Source organism: Paraburkholderia sp. SIMBA_053 (assembly GCF_046534895.1).
In the GTDB taxonomy this organism is placed as follows: domain Bacteria; phylum Pseudomonadota; class Gammaproteobacteria; order Burkholderiales; family Burkholderiaceae; genus Paraburkholderia; species Paraburkholderia caledonica.
The window spans coordinates 367,252-385,132 of sequence record NZ_JAWRXU010000005.1 but is presented as its reverse complement, the minus strand read 5'-3'; the positions used below and the strand labels follow the sequence as shown (position 1 = coordinate 385,132).

The following is a 17,881-nucleotide window of genomic DNA, read 5'->3' as shown; positions in this document are numbered from 1 at the left end:
CGGAGAAGACCATGATTACGCTAAAAAAACTCAACCTGGCTGTGGTGTTGTGGGCCGTAACGGCGGGTGTCGCGTTCGCGGACACGGTCGCGCTAAAAGCGGCTCTCGAGCCCTCAAGCGAAGTGCCGCCGCGTGTAAGTCACGGACATGGCACGCTGAACGCAACGTTCGATACGTCGACGAAATCCCTGCAATGGACTGTCAGCTACGAGGGCCTCAGCGGCCCAGTAACTGCCGCGCATTTTCACGGCCCGGCGCCGGTCGGACAAAATGCAAAGGTCCAGGTGCCGATCGACAAAGGCGCGCTCGCAAGTCCGATGAAAGGGTCTGCCGCCCTCACCGAGCAGCAGGTAACCGATCTGATGGCGGGCCAGTGGTACTTCAACATTCATACCGCGCAAAATCCGACGGGTGAAATCCGCGGTCAAGTGATGCCCGCCAACTAGGTCAGAGAATCCCTGAAGCGGCGCGTCGCCAACGCGTCGCCGCAGTCTTCAGCAAAATTAGAAGCCGTCGTCCACCGGCATGGCGGCCACGCACGTACCATGGTGGGACATTTCCCAGGGAGGATGTCCCAATGAGTTGGCAAAGCGTAGTCGCGTGCTGGTTTTTGCGCAGGCAGTTTCGCCCTCAAACCCTGAAGCCGCATATCGATGTCGAGAAAGCGCGCGCATTGACCGCGAAGCGAGCCTGGTCGCCGGACGTGCCGCGTGGCTGGCGTCTTCGGGAACTGGACGGTGCGGACGGCAAACCGCTGCGTGGCGAATGGATCGAGCGCTCGGGTGAGCCGTCGATCGGCGCGCGACCCACGGTGCTCTACCTCCACGGCGGCGGCTATTACTTCTGCTCGCCGCGCACCCATCGCTCGATTGTCTTCGGCCTCGCAACCCGCGCAAACGCGCCGGTCTTTTCGCTCGACTACCGCCTCGCGCCTGAACATCGCTTTCCGGCCGCACTCGACGATGCCACTGCCGCCTATCGTTACCTGATTGCCGAAGGCACGGCACCCGAATCGATTGTGATTGCCGGCGATTCAGCAGGCGGCGGTCTTGCGCTCGCTACGCTGGTCGCACTGCGCGACGCGGGCGATCCGCTGCCCGCAGGCGCCGTGCTGTTCTCACCGTGGACCGACCTTGCGGCAACAGGCGCCAGCATTGTCGACAACGACGGCGCCGATCCCATGTTCAGCGGACCGGCAATTGCGAAAGCAGCGAAAGTCTATCTGGGCGATATGCCTGCCACGCATCCGTATGCGTCGCCGGTTTATGCGGACCTGCGCGGCTTGCCGCCGCTCTTCATGATGGCGGGCAGCACCGAGGTGCTGCTCGACGATTCGGGGCGCGTGGCCGCTAACGCGCGCGCGGCCGGCGTCGATTGTGAGCTCGAGGTGTGGAAGAAGATGCCGCATGTGTGGCCGATCTTCGCGCCGTTCATCCCCGAGGCGAACCGGGCGCTCGATCGCGCAGCGGCCTTCATTGGGCGCGTGACGAGCCGCGCGGCCAATGCGGCTCAGGTATCCAGGGCGACGTCGATAGTCTGATAGGCGGCCTTCACCGTCTGCTCGCCGTACTGCCGTTCGAGCCGCCGCACGGTGAAATGGCCATGCGCGACCTGCTGGAAGTGGTCGATAAACACAGTGTTGACCATCGCGCCGAGCACCGCGCCGATCGCCGGAATGGATTTCGCGGCGATCTGTTCGCTCACCTGCACCGAGAAGCGCGCGGCGATCGAGTGCAGCAGGCGCAGCAAGGCGGCCGAGCCGTGTGCGGTGAACCCTTTCGTTGCCATTTCCGACGACGCTTTCGACACCGCCTGCGCCAGCGCGCCGCGCATGATGAAGTAGCCGAAGTCGGCGTCGTCGTCCGAGGCGGATGTGCCGCCCATACCCAACACGGTCAGGCACTGCAGTTGGGTGTCGACAGCCGTCAGATCCTCGCCCTCGCTGCGCGCAATATCGCAGATCGAGCGGAACATCAGCGTGGTCGTCACGGGCAACTCGACGGGCAGCGCAAAGAGGCCGAACGCGCCGCCGGCTGCGCCGGTCGTGGCCACCGCGAACTTGTGCAGCAAGTTGCTCGGTTTGTCCGGCACAACCAGAGGCGACGCGCTGTCACGCCGGCCGAGCGTGCGCATCGCAATCGACAGACATTTGCGCAACGCCAGTTCGGTCGCGTCCGTGACCTTTTCGTTCGCAAACGCCGGCATGCGCGAAATCAGCTTCTCCAGCGGCGCCCCGACGATGCTTGCCAGTTTCATTGCCAGCGCTGGACTTTCCAGTTCGTGTTTCGCGCGCCGCAGCGCGCGGAGGTCCTCGTCGGACAACGATTGTGTTGCGAGCGAACTCGGCTGCATGTGCCTCCCTGGCGTCGTTTAATGTGCGTTCTTCAGTCGATTCGGGGCGCCGCCTGGCGAGCCGGATCGTCCTGCTTAGAGCGCGAACGCATGGTATGATTCCCAATCGTTTGACGAGTCAACTGTTGCTTCATCAAAAATGGCCGTTCACACCGCAGCCCACCATTCGAGTGGGCAAGTCTTACCGTTCCGCGAATCGCTTCTGGCGATGCTCGGCATCTCGTTCGTCACCATGCTGGTCGCGCTCGACCAGACCGTGGTCGGCACCGCGCTGCCTACAATCGTCGCCGAACTCAAGGGTTTCGAGCTTTACGCGTGGGTCGCGACGTCGTATCTGCTCACGTCGGTGATCACCGTGCCGATTTTCGGGCGCCTCGGCGACTATTACGGACGCAAGCCGTTTGTGATCGCGTCGATCATCGTGTTCACCGGCGCGTCCGTGTTGTGCGGCGTCGCGAACAACATGCTGTTTCTCGTGCTCGCTCGCGGCTTGCAGGGCATCGGCGGCGGCATGCTGGTCGGCACCGCCTTCGCGTGTATCGCCGACCTCTTTCCGGACTCCGTCGTGCGTCTGCGCTGGCAGGTGCTGATGAGTTCGGCATTCGGCATTGCCAATGCAATCGGTCCATCGCTTGGCGGCTTCCTGACGCAGTACTACGGTTGGCGCTCCGTCTTCTACGTAAATCTGCCGGTCGGCCTGCTGTCGCTGTTCTTCGTGTGGCGCTTCCTGCCGCATCTGCGACATGTGGAGCATGAAGGCAAGATGCGGCTCGACTGGCCCGGCGCCGTGCTGATCGCGGTGGCGCTCGGCTCGCTGCAACTGTTCGTCGAATTGCTGCCGAAGCATGGGCTCACATTGAGCGCGTGTGCGTTGCTCGTGCTGAGCATCGCCTCGGCGTATGTACTGTGGCAATGGGAGAAACGCTGCCCGACAGCAATCCTTCCCGTCGACATGTTCCGCAATCCGAGTCTCGCCGCGCTATTTACACTGGCGGTGCTCGGCGGCTTCACGATGTTCTCGCTGCTCTTCTACGCGCCGCTGCTGTTCCAGGGCGGCTTTGGCATGTCGCCCAAGGAAGCTGGCCTCGTCATCACGCCACTCGTCGTGTTCATTACGATCGGCAGCATTACCAACGGGCGCGTCATTTCGCGCGTGCGCAATCCGAACCTGATGCTGTATGTCGGCTTCGCGCTGCTCGCGCTCGCGTGTCTGGGCGTGGTCGTCGCAACCCGTTCCATGCCGCAGTGGCTACTTATGTCGTTCATGGTGCTCGGCGGGCTCGGCCTCGGTTTCGTTATGCCGAACCTGACGATCTTCGCGCAGCAGACGGCCGGTCGCGAGCATCTCGGCATTGCAACGGCGCTACTGCAATCGCTGCGGATGATCGGCGGCATGATCGGTACGGCGCTCACTGGCACGCTGGTCAGCCATATGTACGCGAGCGGCGTGCGCAGCGCACTCGACAGCGAGCGCGCATCGCAATGGTTCACGGACCTGGGCGATCCACAGATTCTGATCAATCACGAAGCACAGGCGCGCTTGCTGAGCGAACTCGCACAAGCCGGGCATAACGGCGCCATGCTTCTGGAAAGCGCGCGCGAAACGCTCGTCGCCGCAATTCATTTAGGTTTGGCGATGGCGGCAATCATCGCCGTGGCGTCGGTATGGCAAAGTCGCCGTGTTCCGCCGATCAAGCTTCAGCGCAAGCTGGAGCCGGTGATTCACGCCGACTGATTTCAGCTTTTGAGTTTCACTGAACCATCATGGAAGAACAGGACCGCATAGCCGTCATGCAGCAATTTGGACGCACGTACCGTACGTTCATGTCTGCGTTCGAGGCGCAAGTCGGCCACCCGCTGCCGCGCTGGCGCATCATGCTCGCGCTGCATGAGCAGGCGGGCGAGTCGTCGCAGAAGAGGCTTGTGGAGCGATTGCGGGTCGATCCTGGCGCATTGACCCGCCAGTTAAAAGCGCTCGAAGGATTGGGCTGGATTGCGCGCAGCATGGACTCGCGCGATAACCGCGTGACCAACGTACGCCTGACTGAAGCGGGCTTGTCCGCAACCGAAGCGAGCCTGCCGCGCCGCAACGCTTTTTTGCACGACACAATGGCCGCGTTGCCGGACGATGCGCTGAACGCGCTGTCCGGCGCGCTGAAAATGCTGGAGGCGAGGATTGGCGAAGTGGTGTCCGCGACGAACGCCGGAGAAACAGCCGGCGACGTCACTGCTGACGACAGCCAACCGCCCGTGAAGCAACGTGCGTGACGGTTGTCGATTGGCGCAGCGAGCAGGGCGCCAAGAGCACAAGCGGCGCGTCCCATCCCAACGCCGCTCGCCGCCCGCGAAACACCAGAACAATCAGAAGAACGTTTCGACCACCTCGGTGACGCGATAAGCCGAGTCGAGCACCAGCACCTGGCGCCACTTATCAAAAGTCAGGCACGGGTGCGAGATGTCGAACGCGATCATGTCACCGACTTTCACATCGGCGCCCGCGGGAATCCGCAAGTACGCGTGCTGATCCATCAGGCCGAAAACCTCCCAGCCTTCGCTCGCCGCTATGTCGCGCGGCGCCGGATTGCCCGGCCGATAATGGCGGGCCGGTTCGGGCAGGCCCGCGTCGAACGCGGAGTCACGCTTGCCTAGACCGATGATTGCGCGATCCGGTTCGGGAATCGACTGCACGTAGGCCCACAATTGCAAAGCAGGCAGCAAGCCTTCGCCCATTTTTTTCGCGACCGGATTGCGCGCGAAGATATCCGTCTGCGCCTTGCGGTAAATGCCGACGTCATGTGTCAGATAGCAGCCGGGACGCAGCACGACCTCGACCTTGCCGGTTTCCGACGCCTTCACGAATTCCTCGGCGACCACGTCGTACCATGCGGAACCCGCGCCCGACAGGATAGCCGGCGTGCGATCGAAACGTCCTTCGTCGAGGAGCGCGCGTGTGACCGCGACCGCGCTTTGCAGAAACTCGCGGACTTCGTGTTCTTCCTTCAGCACGCCTTCGTATAGCTCAACGCCGGCGAGCTTGAGCACGTCGGGATAACGCGCGATTGCTTCGAGCACCGCGTTGCGCTGCGCTTCGTCGCGCACGCCAGTGCGGCCGCCCACGACGCCGAGTTCGAGCAGCACTTGCAATGGCTTTTTCACCGACGTGAAGAACTGCCCCAACTGCTCGACGCCATCAACTGAATCGACAAGGCAAAAGAACTCGAAGTCCGGGTCGCTCAGCAGCTCGGCGACCATCATCATGTTGCGGCGGCCCACCAGCTGATTTGCCATCAGCACGCGCGAGACGCCGCCGTGATAAGCCGCGCGAACCTGATGCGCGGTGGCGAGCGTGATGCCCCACGCGCCGGTTTCCAGCTGACGACGAAACAGTTGCGGCGCCATGGTCGTCTTGCCGTGCGGCGCGAGCTTGACGCCGTATTCGGCAACGAACGCCTGCATCCAGTTCAAATTGTGCTCGACGCGATCGGCGTAGAGCACAGCGGCGGGCAGGCTCACGTCTTCGTTCAGCAGGTTCCACTCGAGACGCGCAGCATCTGTGAGCTGGATGCTGGCGCCCGGAACCATGCCCAAGCCCTTGCTATAAGGATCAATCGTAGCGCCCTGATAGTTTGTAACTTTCATGTCTCCTGCTCCATCGTCCGGTTAAATTGCATCGAAGTTGACTTTAACATGTTACCGAAAGTACGATGGGCGAAGAAATGTTATTTAGTACCAAGCCAGGCCCGCACTCGCGCTGTGATTTACCTGCAGCCATTGCGAGCCTTGGCGCGGTGATCCCCGGGCTGCAATGAACTCAACCGCCGAACCGCTGGCATTCGACATCGTCGCGCGCATCGCCGAATGCGCGCCGGGGTTGCGCTCGGCTGAACGCAAGGTCGCCTCGCTGATCCTCGACGATCTGATGAGCGCATCGCGCGCCAGCATCGGCGCGCTCGCGCAGCAGGCGCAGGTGAGCGTCGCGACAGTCACGCGGTTTGCCAAGGCGGTGGGCTGCCGCGACGTCCGCGAGTTGAAGCTGCGGCTCGCACAGGCGGCCGCGGTGGGTCAGCGCTTCTTGCAGCCGGGCACCGCGAACGACGCGCCCGAGCACATCGCAACCCGCGTGTTCGACGAACTGCAGACTGCGCTCGCGCACAATCATCAACTGTTGCGCCAGGCGCCGCTTGGGGATGCCGCAGCAGCGCTGCGGGCCGCGCGCATGATCTATGTGTTCGGCATGGGCGGCGGCTCGACCGCGCTCGCCGACGAAATGCGTTTTAGACTGGTGCGGTTGGGCCGGCCCGCGGCCACTTATCAGGACGGCTTGTTGCAGCGCATGGTCGCGAGCACTGTGTCGCGCGACAGCGTCGTGATCGCGCTGTCCACCACGGGCCGCGTGCCGGAGATGGTGGAGAACTGCAAAATCGCGCGCAGCTATGGCGCAACGGTGATCGCACTGACCGCCCCGGCATCGCCGTTGGCGAAGCTGGCCGACTGGGTCATCCCGATCGTCGCGTTTGAGACAGACTTCATTTACAAGCCGTCGTCGTCGCGTTACGCAATGATGATGGCACTCGATGTGCTCGTCACCGAACTTGCCGTCAGCCAGGGTGACGAGAGCCGCGAATTGCTACGCCGCATGAAGCACGCGCTCGACACGCACCGCGGCGGCGGCGATCGACAACCGTTAGGAGACTGATTCATGCACTCGCATCCCGAAGCCGCCGACACGCTGATCGTCGGCGCGCAACTGTATGACGGCACAGGCGCGCCGCCTGTCGAGCGCGACGTCGCGGTCCGCGACGGGCGCATCGTCGCGATCGGCAATCTGTCGAACTGGCTCGCCGAAGAAGTGATCGAGGCCGAAGGCCGGGCGCTGGCGCCGGGTTTCATCGACGTTCATACGCACGACGACACGCACGTGATCCGCTCGCCGCAAATGCTGCCGAAGATCACGCAAGGCGTGACGACGGTGATCGTCGGCAATTGCGGTATTAGCGCGTCGCCGGTCGCGCTGAAGGGCGATCCACCCGACCCGATGAATCTGCTCGGCGAGCGCGACGCTTTCCAGTACCCGAGCTTCGCGGACTACGTGAAAGCCGTGAACGCGGCGCGTCCGGCCGTGAATGTCGGCGCGCTGATCGGGCACACCGCGTTGCGCAACAACCAGATGGACCGGCTCGACCGCGCGGCCACGCCGGAAGAGATCGAAGGCATGCGCGCGCAACTCGAAGAAGCGCTGGCCAACGGCGCGCTCGGGCTGAGTTCGGGACTCGCCTACGGCTCCGCGTTCGCCGCGCCGACCGAAGAAGTCATGGCGCTTGCCGAACCGCTCGCCGCCGCCGGCGCGCTGTACACCACGCATATGCGCACGGAGTTCGACGCGATTCTCGACGCGATGGACGAGGCGTATCGCGTGGGCCGTCACGCGCACGTGCCGGTGATCATCTCGCATCTGAAATGCGCGGGGCCGTCGAACTGGGGACGCAGCACCGAAGTGCTGAACTCGCTCGAAGGCGCGCGGCGCATGCAGCCTATCGGTTGCGATTGCTATCCGTACAACCGCAGTTCGTCGACGCTCGACCTGAAGCAGGTCACCGGCGACATCGACATCACGATTACGTGGTCGGAACCGCATCCGGAAATGGCCGGCAAGCTCGTCAAAGAGATTGCGGCCGAGTGGGGCGTCACGCAGCAGGAAGCGGGCAAGCGCCTGCAACCCGCGGGCGCGGTCTATCACAACATGTCCGAGGAAGACGTGCGGCGCATCCTGTCGCATCCCGCGACAATGGTCGGCTCAGACGGCTTGCCGAACGATCCGCTGCCGCATCCGCGCTTGTGGGGCGCGTTTCCGCGCGTGCTCGGCCATTACGCGCGCGACGCTGGTCTGCTGCCGCTCGAAGAAGCGGTGCGCAAGATGACGAGCCTGTCGGCGCGGCGCTTCGGTCTTGCGCAACGTGGCGAGGTGCACATTGGCTATCACGCCGACCTCGTGCTGTTCGACCCGGCGAAAGTGCGCGACGCGGCGACGTTCGAAAAGCCGCAACAGGCGGCCGACGGCATCGACGCAGTATGGGTGAACGGCGTGCTGACTTACCGCAACGGCGAAGTGACGGGCGAGCGCGCCGGACACTTCGTCGCGCGCGGCGCGGCGTCGAAAGGCGATGCGCAGGGCGCATTCTGATTATCCGATCGAACGATCTACCATGGCGCGCGCCGCAACGAGCACGCGCGCCCGACTTTTAAGGAGCATGACGATGAAGCGATATGGCGTTGAAGGCGGGAAGGGAACTGGCGGTCAGCATATGCCGTTTGCGCGTGCAGTGGAGGCGGACGGCTGGCTGTTCGTTTCCGGGCAAACGCCGATGGAAAACGGCGAAGTGATCAACGGCGGAATTGTCGAGCAATCGCACAAGGCGATCCAGAACGTATTCGCGATTCTGAAGGAAGCGGGCTACGGCGCCGAGCATGTGGTCCGCTGTGGCGTGTGGCTCGACGATCCGCGCGACTTCGCGTCGTTCAACAAGGTGTTCCGCGAATACTTCGGCGACAATCCGCCGGCGCGCGCATGTGTCGTTTCGTCGATGGTGATCGACTGCAAGGTCGAAGTGGATTGCGTCGCATACAAGAAGCCGACGGCTTGAAGCATCAGGTTTGCCGCGGGCGCGTGACTGTACGAACCCGCGTGCACGAACCCGCGGCGAAAAGCTACTTGCTTACTGACGCGCGAGCCGCATGTTGTCCGGCATCGGCAGGTTGTAGTTGGTGCGGAACGGGTTGATATCCAGCCCGCCGCGCCGCGTATAACGCGCATAGACCGCGAGCTTGACCGGCTTGCACGCTTTCAGCACATCGATAAAGATTTTCTCGACGCACTGCTCGTGAAAACCCGTGTGATTACGGTACGAGATGATGTAGCGCAGCAAGCCCGCGTGATCGATCTGCGGGCCGACGTAGTGAATCTGCACGCTGCCCCAATCGGGTTGGCCGGTCACCGGACAATTCGACTTCAACAAATTCGAAAACAGCGTCTCCTCGACAGGCGCTTCGTCTAACGCCGCTTTCAGCAGCGAGGCGTCAGGGTGGTAGACGTCCGTGTCGAGGTCCAGCCGGTCGAGCGACATGCCCTCGAACTCTTCCATCTGCAATTTGCCGAAATCGTGCGGCGCAGTCAGATGAACCGAAACGGTCGCGCCGCAAGACGCCGATACGTCGCGCTTGATCGTGTCGCGCACCACGTCGATCGACTCAAACGCAGTCTGCGCGAACGAGCCGAGATAAAGCTTGAACGACTTCGACTCGACGATGTTCGGCGACTCGGCGGGCACGAAGAAGGTCGCCACCGCGATTTGCGGTTTGCCGCGCTGATTCAGCCACGACAACTCATACGCGTTCCAGATGTCCGTGCCGAAGAATGGCAGTTGCGCGCCAATGCCGATCGCGTCGCGTGCGTTGCTGCGCGCAATCGGAAAGAGCAGCGAGGCGTCGTACTGTTCGGTGTAAGTGGAAGCCTTACCCAGCGGTGATTGTTCGGGTGTCATGATGCATTCACGATGCCACTCAGCACGTGCCCGGTCGCCGTCACGACGCGGGCCGATTCGCAATGGCCAATTTGGTCGTCGAAGAAAAAGTCCGGCTCGAACTCGCGCAAAAATGCGCTCTTGTCGAGGCCGCCGAGGAACATCGCTTCGTCGATTTCGATGTTCCAGGCCATCAGGGTTCGGATCGCGCGCTCGTGCGCGGGCGCCGAGCGGGCCGTCACCAATGCCGTACGAATATGCATGGGCGCGGCTTGATCCGCGAGTTTTTGCAGCCGGTGAAGCGCTTCGAGCAAGGGTTTGAGCGGCCCGTCGGCGAGCGGCAAATCCTTGTTGTGCGTCTCATGGCCGACGAACGCCCGCAGGCCGTCCTTCTGAAAGACGCGCTCGGCTTCGTCGGAAAACAGAACCGCGTCGCCGTCGAAAGCAATGCGGATTTCGTCCGGATACTTACTCGCCATTTTCGCCGATTCCGGCAGGACGCGTGCAGCGGGGAAACCGGCGGCCAGCGCGTCGCGCACGTCGTCCTGATTAGCTGAGAGAAACAGCGACGCGTTCAACGGCTTCAGATATCCGAACGGCGCACGGCCGCGCGTGAAGACGCCGCGCTCGATAGCGAGCCCATGTTCGCGGCACGAATGAAATGCGCGCAGTCCGCTGATTGGATCGCTGCGCGACAGGATCACCACTTCCACATGATGACCGCCCGTGTTCAACGCCAGCAATTTGCGGATCAGCGGAAACGCGACGCCAGGTTTGGCGGGCACGGTCAGCCGGTCGCGCTGCAGCGCTTCATACGTCTGTAGGTCGCCTTCTTCGTACACGCGGTTCTCTTCTTCGAAATCGAAGAGTGCGCGCGACGATATCGCCACCACCAGTTTGTCGACAAGCGAGAGAGCCATGTGCGCGTTCTAGTCCAGAACTTCAGGCAAGAAACAGCCGATACACCGGATTGTGCGTCTCTTCCCAATGCGGATAGCCGAGCGTGGCGAGGAAGCGCTCGAACTCCGCGTTGTCCGTCTGCGGCACCTGGATGCCGACGAGAATCGAGCTATAGTCCGCGCCCTGATTACGATAGTGGAAAAGGCTGATGTTCCAGTCCGGCGCCATCGACGAAAGAAACTTCATCAGCGCGCCCGGCCGCTCGGGAAACTCGAAGCGGAATAGCCGTTCGTCGTGCGCGAGCGGCGAGCGGCCGCCGACCATGTAACGGATATGCTGCTTCGAGAGTTCATCGAACGTCAGATCGACGGTGGCAAAGTTGTGCGCCTCGAACGCGCCCGCGATCTGCGCCGATTCGCTGCGGTTCCGGATCTGCACGCCCACGAAAATGTGCGCGGACTCGGCCTGCGCGATCCGGTAATTGAATTCCGTGACGCTGCGCGTGCCCACCAGTTCGCAAAAGCGCCTGAAGCTGCCGCGCTCTTCGGGAATCGTCACCGCGAACACCGCCTCGCGCGCCTCGCCCACTTCCGCGCGCTCGGCCACGAAACGCATGCGGTCGAAGTTCATGTTCGCGCCCGACGTAATCGCGATCAGCGTCTGGTTCTCGATCCCTTCGCGCTCCGCATACTGTTTGGCGCCCGCCACAGCGAGCGAGCCCGCCGGTTCGAGCACGCTGCGGGTGTCCTGAAAGACGTCCTTGATCGCGGCACACAGCGCGTCAGTGTTCACGAGCAGCACGTCGTCGAGATATTCACTGCACAGGCGGAAGGTTTCTTCGCCGACGAGCTTCACCGCGGTGCCGTCGGAGAACAGGCCGACTTCGTTTAGCGTGACGCGCTCGCCGGCTTTCAGCGATGCGGCCATCGCGCACGAGTCGTCGGTCTGCACGCCGATCACCTTGATCTCGGGACGCACCGATTTCACATACGCCGCGACACCCGCCGCGAGCCCGCCGCCGCCGATCGGCACGAAGATCGCGTGAATCGGGCCCTGATGCTGGCTCAGGATTTCCATCGCAACCGTGCCTTGCCCGGCAATCACATACGGGTCGTCGAACGGATGCACGAAGGTCAGCCCGCGCTCTTCCTGCAGTTGCACCGCGTGGCCGTAGGCGTCGCTATACGACTCGCCGAACTGCACGACTTCGACGGTCGGGCCGCCATGCGCGCGCACCGCGTCGACCTTGACCTGCGGCGTGGTGACCGGGACCACGATGATCGCCTTCACGCCCATGCGCGCCGCAGACAGCGCCACGCCCTGCGCATGATTGCCCGCTGACGCGGTGATCACGCCGCGCGTGAGCGCCTCGGCCGGGATATGGGCCATCTTGTTGTACGCGCCGCGCACCTTGAACGAGAACACGGGCTGGTTGTCCTCGCGCTTCAGATAGACCGGATTGCGCAGGCGCGCCGACAGTTGCGGCGCACGTTCGAGTTCGGTCTCGCGCGCTACGTCGTAGACGCGTGCGGTGAGGGTTTTCTTCAGATAGTCGTGGGAGGCCATGCGGGTGGCGCGATGCGCTTTGGAAGGCGGAAAAGCATCAATGATAGCGCCAACGCCGCATGCACTGCCCTCACGGGTCATCGGGCCGCGCCCCGCCGCGCGCGGTCTAGAAGATATGCGGCGGCCTGCCGTCGGTGAGTTCGCGCGGCAGCGGTTCGTCGAGTTGCCATTCGACGTGCGGCAGCGCGAACAGGTCGCCGTGAAATTCGACCGGGCCCTCGCTCGTGAAAAGGCCATCGAGATAATCGAAGTTCAGCTGCGATGAGACGGCGCGCAACGCCGCGTCGACCGAATGCGACGGTTGCAGATCGAGCGGATCGACGTCGAGCCGCACGGTGTAGCGGTCACCTTTCGTTTCCATGGCGCCGACGTCAATCAGCTTGCCGTCGGGATTTTGCGCAATGACGCGCTCGCCGTTGGCAAACAGCCTGAACGTGGCCCGAAGCGCCGCGGACGCGGCGGGTTGCTTGGTTGCCATCGCGATTCTCCTTGTGATTTCGTGTCGCAGATGTGATTCAGCCGGCTTCCCCGACTTCCTTCGGGTCGGGCAGGTTCGCGCCGCCACCGGGCTTAGGCGGCGCGGGTTCGTTCCTGGCCGATTGCTTCTGTTCGTCGGACAGACGCCGGTCGCCGGCAGTCGGGTCGTTCGGCGTTTGGCGCGGCGGCGTCGGGCGGGCGGATTCGCTGGTCATCATGGGCTCCTGGTTGTGTCGATCGGTGAAAGTCGTGCTCAGTCCGGCGAGCGCGTGCGGTCGGCGTCGCTTTGCGTGCCGGGCGGCGTGCCGGGTTTCGTGTCGGGGCCCGCGTCCGGTGCGACGTCTTCCAGGCGTTGAGTCCCGGATTCCCCGTCGCGCCGGTCGTCCGAGCCGTCGCTGGGAATGTTCTCGGTATGGCCGGGCACCGGTTGTTGCTCGATATGCTCGGCGTTCTTCGTGTCGGGGTCGGACATCATGAGCCTCCGTGGATCGCTGGTTTCCTGTAGCCGACCAGCATCCGGCATGCCGCGTTCTTTGCGTTCGTTGGCATCTTCTGGCTGATGGTGACAAAAGTCGCCTGATCGATAGAGGACCGTCGACCCCGCGCGGCCCGCGCCGCAGCGCGGCTTGGGCGCCGTCGAACCCGCCGCGCTCGCATTTCCACCTGCAACGCGTGTCGGGCCGATGCGGTAGAATTCCATTTTGGAATAAGGATCGGAAGATGCACTGGCAGCCTCGGATCGCTCACTTGATGCCCGCCCCGCGTGAGTCTTGTCCCGCGGCGGAGCGTCATGTCCGCCACGCACGATCGTGTAGCAGTATCTGAGCGCCGCGAAGCGACCGACGTGGGCAAGCCGTCGGTGGCGCTTCGCTCCCCAAGAAGATTTCCAAGCATTGCGCCCCACGCGCACCGTCAGCCGGCGCCTCGCCATGAGCGCGCAGGACTGACCCACCGAGTCGTCCAAACATGAACGCACCTCAAGTTTTCGATCCGCACGGAGCCGCCGCTGCGGTGGTCGCCGATCCCGAAGCGCGCCTGCGCGAAATTCCCTACAACTACACGTCGTTCTCCGACCGCGAAATCGTTATCCGCCTGCTAGGCGACGACGCATGGGCGGCGCTCGCGGAACTGCGTGCGGAGCGCCGCACCGGCCGCTCGGCGCGCATGCTGTACGAAGTGCTCGGCGACATCTGGGTGGTGCGCCGCAATCCGTATTTGCAGGACGATCTGCTCGACAACCCGAAACGGCGCGCAATGCTGATCGAGGCGTTGCATCACCGTCTGTCGGAGATCGAGAAGCGCCGCCGCGCCGATCTGACGGAACATGGCGATGAAGCGGGCGTCGACCGTGCCGCGCGTGTCGAAACGCTGGTGCAGGCCGCGCGCCGCGCCGTCGACGAATTCGAAAGCGAGTTTCAGAAGACTTACGATCTGCGCCGCCGCGCAACGAAGGTGCTGGGCCGCGTCACCGAAAAAGACAACATCAAGTTCGACGGTTTGTCCCGCGTTTCGCACGTGACCGACGCGACAGACTGGCGCGTCGAGTATCCGTTCGTCGTTCTCACGCCGGATACCGAAGCCGAGATTGCCGGCATGATCAAGGCGTGTTTCGAGCTTGGGCTGACGGTGATTCCGCGTGGAGGCGGCACCGGTTACACGGGCGGCGCAGTTCCGCTCACGCCGTTCTCCGCCGTCATCAACACCGAAAAGCTCGAACAGCTCGGTGCGGTGGAAATGACCGAACTGCCGGGCGTCGACCGCAAAGTACCGACCATTTTCTCGGGCGCAGGCGTGGTCACGCGGCGCGTGACCGAGGCGGCCGAGCAGGCCGGGTTCGTGTTCGCCGTCGATCCGACCTCGCTCGACGCGTCCTGCGTCGGCGGCAACGTCGCAATGAACGCGGGCGGCAAGAAAGCGGTGTTATGGGGTACGGCGCTCGACAACCTCGCCTGGTGGCGCATGGTCGACCCGGAAGGCAACTGGCTCGAAGTCACGCGTCTGGATCACAACCTGGGCAAGATTCACGATATCGAGGTCGCGCGTTTCGAACTGAAATGGTTCGACGGCAACCATGCGCCGGGCGAGAAGCTGCTGCGTACCGAGTCGCTCGACATCAAAGGCCGGGTGTTCCGTAAGGAAGGGCTCGGCAAGGACGTCACCGACAAGTTCCTCGCCGGCTTGCCCGGCGTGCAGAAAGAAGGCTGCGACGGTCTCATCACGTCCGCACGCTGGGTGCTGCACAAGATGCCCGCGCATACGCGCACCGTCTGCCTTGAATTCTTCGGCCAGGCGCGCGAGGCGATTCCGAGCATCGTCGAAATCAAGGACTACCTGTTCGAAACGTCGAAGCGGGGCGGCGCGATTCTCGCCGGTCTCGAACACCTCGACGAGCGTTATCTGCGCGCGGTCGGCTATGCGACCAAGAGCAAGCGCAACGCGTTTCCGAAGATGGTGCTGATAGGCGACATCGTCGGCAACGACGCGGACGCGGTCGCGCAAGCCACGTCCGAAGTGGTGCGCATGGCCAACGGCAAGAGCGGCGAAGGTTTTGTCGCGGTGAGCGCCGAGGCGCGCAAGCGCTTCTGGCTCGACCGCAGCCGTACTGCCGCAATCGCAAAGCACACGAACGCGTTCAAGATCAACGAAGACGTGGTGATTCCGCTCGACCGCATGGGCGAGTACACGGACGGCATCGAGCGTATCAACATCGAGTTGTCGATCAAGAACAAACTGCAACTGGTCGACGCGCTGGAAGCGTTCTTCCAGGCAGGCAAGCTGCCGCTCGGCAAGAGCGACGACGCCAATGAAATTCCAAGCGCGGAACTGCTGGAAGACCGCGTTCAGCAGGCGCTGGATCTGCTGAAGCGCGTCCGCACGCGTTGGGAATTCCTGCGCGACAAACTCGATCTGTCGTTGCGTGAAGCGCAGCACTATCTGGTCGGTCTGGGCTACGAAGCGCTCGCGGAGAAATTCGCCGACCGTGTCGACGCGCAAACCGGCGCCACGGTGTTCGACGTCACGCAGGACCGCACCATCCGCGTGTCCTGGAAGCAGGAGATTCGCGCCGAGTTGCGGCAAATCTTCAACGGCGGCGAGTTCAAGCCGATCCTCGACGAAGCGCAGGCGATCCACAAGCAGGTGCTGCGCGGTCGCGTGTTCGTCGCGCTGCACATGCACGCGGGCGACGGCAACGTGCACACGAACCTGCCGGTGAACTCGGATAACTACGAGATGCTGCAGGACGCCCACACTGCGGTCGCGCGCATCATGAAGCTCGCCCGCTCGCTCGACGGCGTGATTTCCGGCGAGCACGGCATCGGCATTACCAAGCTCGAATTCCTGACCGACGACGAAATCGGTGAATTCCGCGCGTATAAACAGCGCGTCGATCCGCATGGCCGCTTCAACGCGGGCAAGCTGCTCGAAGGCGCCGATCTGCGCAATGCCTACACGCCGAGCTTCGGCCTGATGGGCTATGAATCGCTGATCATGCAGCAGTCCGACATCGGGGCGATTTCCGAGTCCATCAAGGACTGCCTGCGCTGCGGCAAGTGCAAGCCGGTGTGCGCGACGCACGTGCCGCGCGCGAACCTGCTGTACAGCCCGCGCAACAAGATTCTCGCGACTTCGCTGCTGGTCGAGGCGTTCCTGTACGAGGAGCAGACGCGCCGCGGCGTGTCGATCAAGCACTGGGACGAGTTCAACGACGTCGCCGATCACTGCACCGTGTGTCACAAATGCGTGACGCCGTGTCCGGTGAAGATCGACTTCGGCGACGTGACCATGAACATGCGCAACCTGCTGCGCAAGATGGGCAAGAAGAAGTTCAATCCGGGCAATGCGGCCGGCATGTTCTTCCTCAACGCAACGAATCCGCAGACCATCAACCTCGCACGTACGGCGATGATGGGTATCGGCTACAAGGCGCAGCGCCTCGGCAACGACGTGCTGAAAAAGTTTGCGAAGAAGCAGACGGCGCACCCGCCTGCAACCGTCGGCAAGCCGCCGGTCACGCAGCAGGTGATCCACTTCATGAACAAGAAGATGCCGGGCAATCTGCCGAAGAAAACCGCGCGCGCGTTGCTCGATATCGAGGACAACAAGATTGTCCCGATCATCCGCAATCCGAAGACGACCACGGCCGATACAGAAGCGGTGTTCTACTTCCCCGGCTGCGGTTCCGAGCGGCTCTTCTCGCAAGTCGGCCTCGCGACGCAGGCCATGTTGTGGGAAGCGGGCGTGCAAACGGTGTTGCCGCCGGGCTACCTGTGCTGCGGCTATCCGCAGCGCGGCTCCGGGCAGTACGACAAGGCCGAACAGATCGTCACCGATAACCGCGTGCTGTTTCACCGTGTAGCCAATACGCTGAACTATCTCGACATCAAGACGGTGGTGGTGTCGTGCGGCACGTGTTACGACCAGCTCGCCGGTTATGAATTCGACAAGATTTTCCCGGGCTGCCGGATCATCGACATTCATGAGTTCCTGCTGGAAAAAGGCATGAAGCTCGACGGCGTGAACGGCGTGCGTTACATGTACCACGACCCTTGCCACACGCCGATCAAGACGATGGATCCGGTCAAACTCGTCAACTCGCTGATGGGTTCGGAGAAAGACGGCTACAAGATCGAGAAGAACGATCGCTGCTGTGGTGAGTCGGGCACGCTCGCGGTTACGCGTCCTGACATTTCGACGCAGGTGCGTTTCCGCAAGGAAGAGGAAATCCGCAAGGGCGCTGCGAAGTTGCGCGGCATTCCTCTGCTCGCCGAAGCCGGCGCGAACGCGATCAACCCGGCTAATGCATCGGCCGGCACGGCGGGCGCGGCGAACGGCTCGGTGCTGAAGGCCGGCGACGGTCCGCAGCCCAAGGGCGCCACCGACGTGAAGATCCTGACGAGCTGCCCGTCCTGCCTGCAAGGCTTGTCGCGTTACAACGAAGACGCGGGCATCGAGGCGGATTACATCGTCGTCGAAATGGCGCGTCACGTGCTCGGAGAAGACTGGATGGTCGACTACGTGCAGCGGGCGAACAATGGCGGAATCGAGCGCGTGCTGGTTTAATGGCACGA

General features: G+C 63.1%; 16 protein-coding genes. 8 read left to right on the top strand and 8 right to left on the bottom strand.

Features of this window, described 5'->3' with window-relative positions:
• The first annotated feature begins 11 nt into the window (after positions 1 to 11).
• Both SB753_RS19405 and SB753_RS19400 read left to right on the top strand, forming a co-directional pair.
• Positions 12 to 446 carry a CHRD domain-containing protein gene (locus SB753_RS19405; protein WP_020066936.1) on the top strand — a complete coding sequence of 145 codons (435 nt, stop codon included), beginning with the start codon at positions 12 to 14 and terminating at the stop codon, positions 444 to 446.
• Between the two features lie 131 nt (positions 447 to 577).
• A complete protein-coding gene (locus SB753_RS19400) occupies positions 578 to 1,540 on the top strand; it encodes an alpha/beta hydrolase (protein WP_410801357.1) in 963 nt (320 codons plus the stop codon).
• Here the strand turns inward: SB753_RS19400 and SB753_RS19395 are convergent.
• Positions 1,510 to 2,352 (bottom strand): EcsC family protein, encoded by an 843-nt coding sequence (locus SB753_RS19395; RefSeq protein ID WP_408170480.1) that lies wholly within the window; start codon positions 2,350 to 2,352, stop codon positions 1,510 to 1,512. The genes SB753_RS19400 and SB753_RS19395 overlap by 31 nt on opposite strands.
• A gap of 139 nt (positions 2,353 to 2,491) precedes the next feature.
• Here SB753_RS19395 and SB753_RS19390 point away from each other — a divergent pair, with 139 nt between their 5' ends.
• Together SB753_RS19390 and SB753_RS19385 are read left to right on the top strand one after the other, a co-directional pair.
• Entirely contained in the window at positions 2,492 to 4,087 is a 1,596-nt protein-coding gene (locus SB753_RS19390) for an MDR family MFS transporter (RefSeq protein ID WP_410801355.1), read from the top strand.
• 29 nt (positions 4,088 to 4,116) lie between these two features.
• Entirely contained in the window at positions 4,117 to 4,620 is a 504-nt protein-coding gene (locus tag SB753_RS19385; protein ID WP_131321106.1) for a MarR family winged helix-turn-helix transcriptional regulator, read from the top strand.
• Between the two features lie 93 nt (positions 4,621 to 4,713).
• Here the strand turns inward: SB753_RS19385 and SB753_RS19380 are convergent, their stop codons facing one another.
• Positions 4,714 to 5,991: an amino acid deaminase gene (locus SB753_RS19380; protein ID WP_410801353.1), complete on the bottom strand. Its 1,278-nt coding sequence runs from the start codon at positions 5,989 to 5,991 to the stop codon at positions 4,714 to 4,716.
• Positions 5,992 to 6,157: 166 nt separating this feature from the next.
• Between SB753_RS19380 and SB753_RS19375 the strand changes: the two genes are divergently transcribed.
• The 3 genes from SB753_RS19375 to SB753_RS19365 all read left to right on the top strand — a co-directional run bounded on the left by SB753_RS19375 (position 6,158) and on the right by SB753_RS19365 (position 8,993).
• Positions 6,158 to 7,048: a MurR/RpiR family transcriptional regulator gene (locus SB753_RS19375; RefSeq protein WP_204522763.1), complete on the top strand. Its 891-nt coding sequence runs from the start codon at positions 6,158 to 6,160 to the stop codon at positions 7,046 to 7,048.
• Between the two features lie 3 nt (positions 7,049 to 7,051).
• Positions 7,052 to 8,533: an N-acyl-D-amino-acid deacylase family protein gene (locus SB753_RS19370; protein WP_214880991.1), complete on the top strand. Its 1,482-nt coding sequence runs from the start codon at positions 7,052 to 7,054 to the stop codon at positions 8,531 to 8,533.
• A 73-nt stretch (positions 8,534 to 8,606) separates the two neighbouring features.
• Positions 8,607 to 8,993, top strand: coding sequence for a RidA family protein (locus SB753_RS19365; RefSeq protein ID WP_020066927.1), 387 nt, complete (start codon positions 8,607 to 8,609; stop codon positions 8,991 to 8,993).
• A gap of 72 nt (positions 8,994 to 9,065) precedes the next feature.
• On the opposite strand, the gene queF is transcribed toward SB753_RS19365, so the two are convergent.
• Genes queF through SB753_RS19335 form a run of 6 tightly spaced genes read right to left on the bottom strand, consistent with a single transcriptional unit; the run spans position 9,066 to position 13,287 of the window.
• Complete coding sequence (queF, locus tag SB753_RS19360; RefSeq protein WP_020066926.1) at positions 9,066 to 9,890, bottom strand: NADPH-dependent 7-cyano-7-deazaguanine reductase QueF; 825 nt, start codon at positions 9,888 to 9,890, stop codon at positions 9,066 to 9,068.
• On the bottom strand, positions 9,887 to 10,789 hold the full coding sequence (locus SB753_RS19355) for a 5'-nucleotidase (RefSeq protein ID WP_020066925.1): 903 nt from the start codon (positions 10,787 to 10,789) through the stop codon (positions 9,887 to 9,889). Before SB753_RS19355 ends, queF begins: the two co-directional genes overlap by 4 nt.
• 22 nt (positions 10,790 to 10,811) lie before the next feature.
• Positions 10,812 to 12,416, bottom strand: coding sequence for a threonine ammonia-lyase, biosynthetic (ilvA, locus tag SB753_RS19350; RefSeq protein WP_410801350.1), 1,605 nt, complete (start codon positions 12,414 to 12,416; stop codon positions 10,812 to 10,814).
• 25 nt (positions 12,417 to 12,441) lie between these two features.
• Positions 12,442 to 12,813: a hypothetical protein gene (locus tag SB753_RS19345; protein WP_020069618.1), complete on the bottom strand. Its 372-nt coding sequence runs from the start codon at positions 12,811 to 12,813 to the stop codon at positions 12,442 to 12,444.
• Positions 12,814 to 12,850: 37 nt separating this feature from the next.
• Positions 12,851 to 13,027, bottom strand: a complete 177-nt coding sequence (locus SB753_RS19340; protein ID WP_020069619.1) for a hypothetical protein — start codon at positions 13,025 to 13,027, stop codon at positions 12,851 to 12,853.
• 38 nt (positions 13,028 to 13,065) lie between these two features.
• A complete protein-coding gene (locus tag SB753_RS19335) occupies positions 13,066 to 13,287 on the bottom strand; it encodes an MARCKS-like protein (protein ID WP_288824551.1) in 222 nt (73 codons plus the stop codon).
• Positions 13,288 to 13,778: 491 nt separating this feature from the next.
• Between SB753_RS19335 and SB753_RS19330 the strand changes: the two genes are divergently transcribed.
• Positions 13,779 to 17,873 carry a DUF3683 domain-containing protein gene (locus SB753_RS19330; protein ID WP_410801348.1) on the top strand — a complete coding sequence of 1,365 codons (4,095 nt, stop codon included), beginning with the start codon at positions 13,779 to 13,781 and terminating at the stop codon, positions 17,871 to 17,873.
• Positions 17,874 to 17,881: the final 8 nt, after the last annotated feature.

Coding starts and splice junctions, on each gene's coding strand:
- SB753_RS19330 (WP_410801348.1), top strand. CDS start 13,779: ATGAACGCACCTCAAGTTTTCGATCCGCACGGAGCCGCCGCTGCGGTG.
- ilvA (WP_410801350.1), bottom strand. CDS start 12,416: ATGACCCGTGAGGGCAGTGCATGCGGCGTTGGCGCTATCATTGATGCT.
- SB753_RS19340 (WP_020069619.1), bottom strand. CDS start 13,027: ATGACCAGCGAATCCGCCCGCCCGACGCCGCCGCGCCAAACGCCGAAC.
- SB753_RS19405 (WP_020066936.1), top strand. CDS start 12: ATGATTACGCTAAAAAAACTCAACCTGGCTGTGGTGTTGTGGGCCGTA.
- queF (WP_020066926.1), bottom strand. CDS start 9,890: ATGACACCCGAACAATCACCGCTGGGTAAGGCTTCCACTTACACCGAA.
- SB753_RS19365 (WP_020066927.1), top strand. CDS start 8,607: ATGAAGCGATATGGCGTTGAAGGCGGGAAGGGAACTGGCGGTCAGCAT.
- SB753_RS19395 (WP_408170480.1), bottom strand. CDS start 2,352: ATGCAGCCGAGTTCGCTCGCAACACAATCGTTGTCCGACGAGGACCTC.
- SB753_RS19380 (WP_410801353.1), bottom strand. CDS start 5,991: ATGAAAGTTACAAACTATCAGGGCGCTACGATTGATCCTTATAGCAAG.
- SB753_RS19375 (WP_204522763.1), top strand. CDS start 6,158: ATGAACTCAACCGCCGAACCGCTGGCATTCGACATCGTCGCGCGCATC.
- SB753_RS19370 (WP_214880991.1), top strand. CDS start 7,052: ATGCACTCGCATCCCGAAGCCGCCGACACGCTGATCGTCGGCGCGCAA.
- SB753_RS19355 (WP_020066925.1), bottom strand. CDS start 10,789: ATGGCTCTCTCGCTTGTCGACAAACTGGTGGTGGCGATATCGTCGCGC.
- SB753_RS19385 (WP_131321106.1), top strand. CDS start 4,117: ATGGAAGAACAGGACCGCATAGCCGTCATGCAGCAATTTGGACGCACG.
- SB753_RS19335 (WP_288824551.1), bottom strand. CDS start 13,287: ATGATGTCCGACCCCGACACGAAGAACGCCGAGCATATCGAGCAACAA.
- SB753_RS19390 (WP_410801355.1), top strand. CDS start 2,492: ATGGCCGTTCACACCGCAGCCCACCATTCGAGTGGGCAAGTCTTACCG.
- SB753_RS19345 (WP_020069618.1), bottom strand. CDS start 12,813: ATGGCAACCAAGCAACCCGCCGCGTCCGCGGCGCTTCGGGCCACGTTC.
- SB753_RS19400 (WP_410801357.1), top strand. CDS start 578: ATGAGTTGGCAAAGCGTAGTCGCGTGCTGGTTTTTGCGCAGGCAGTTT.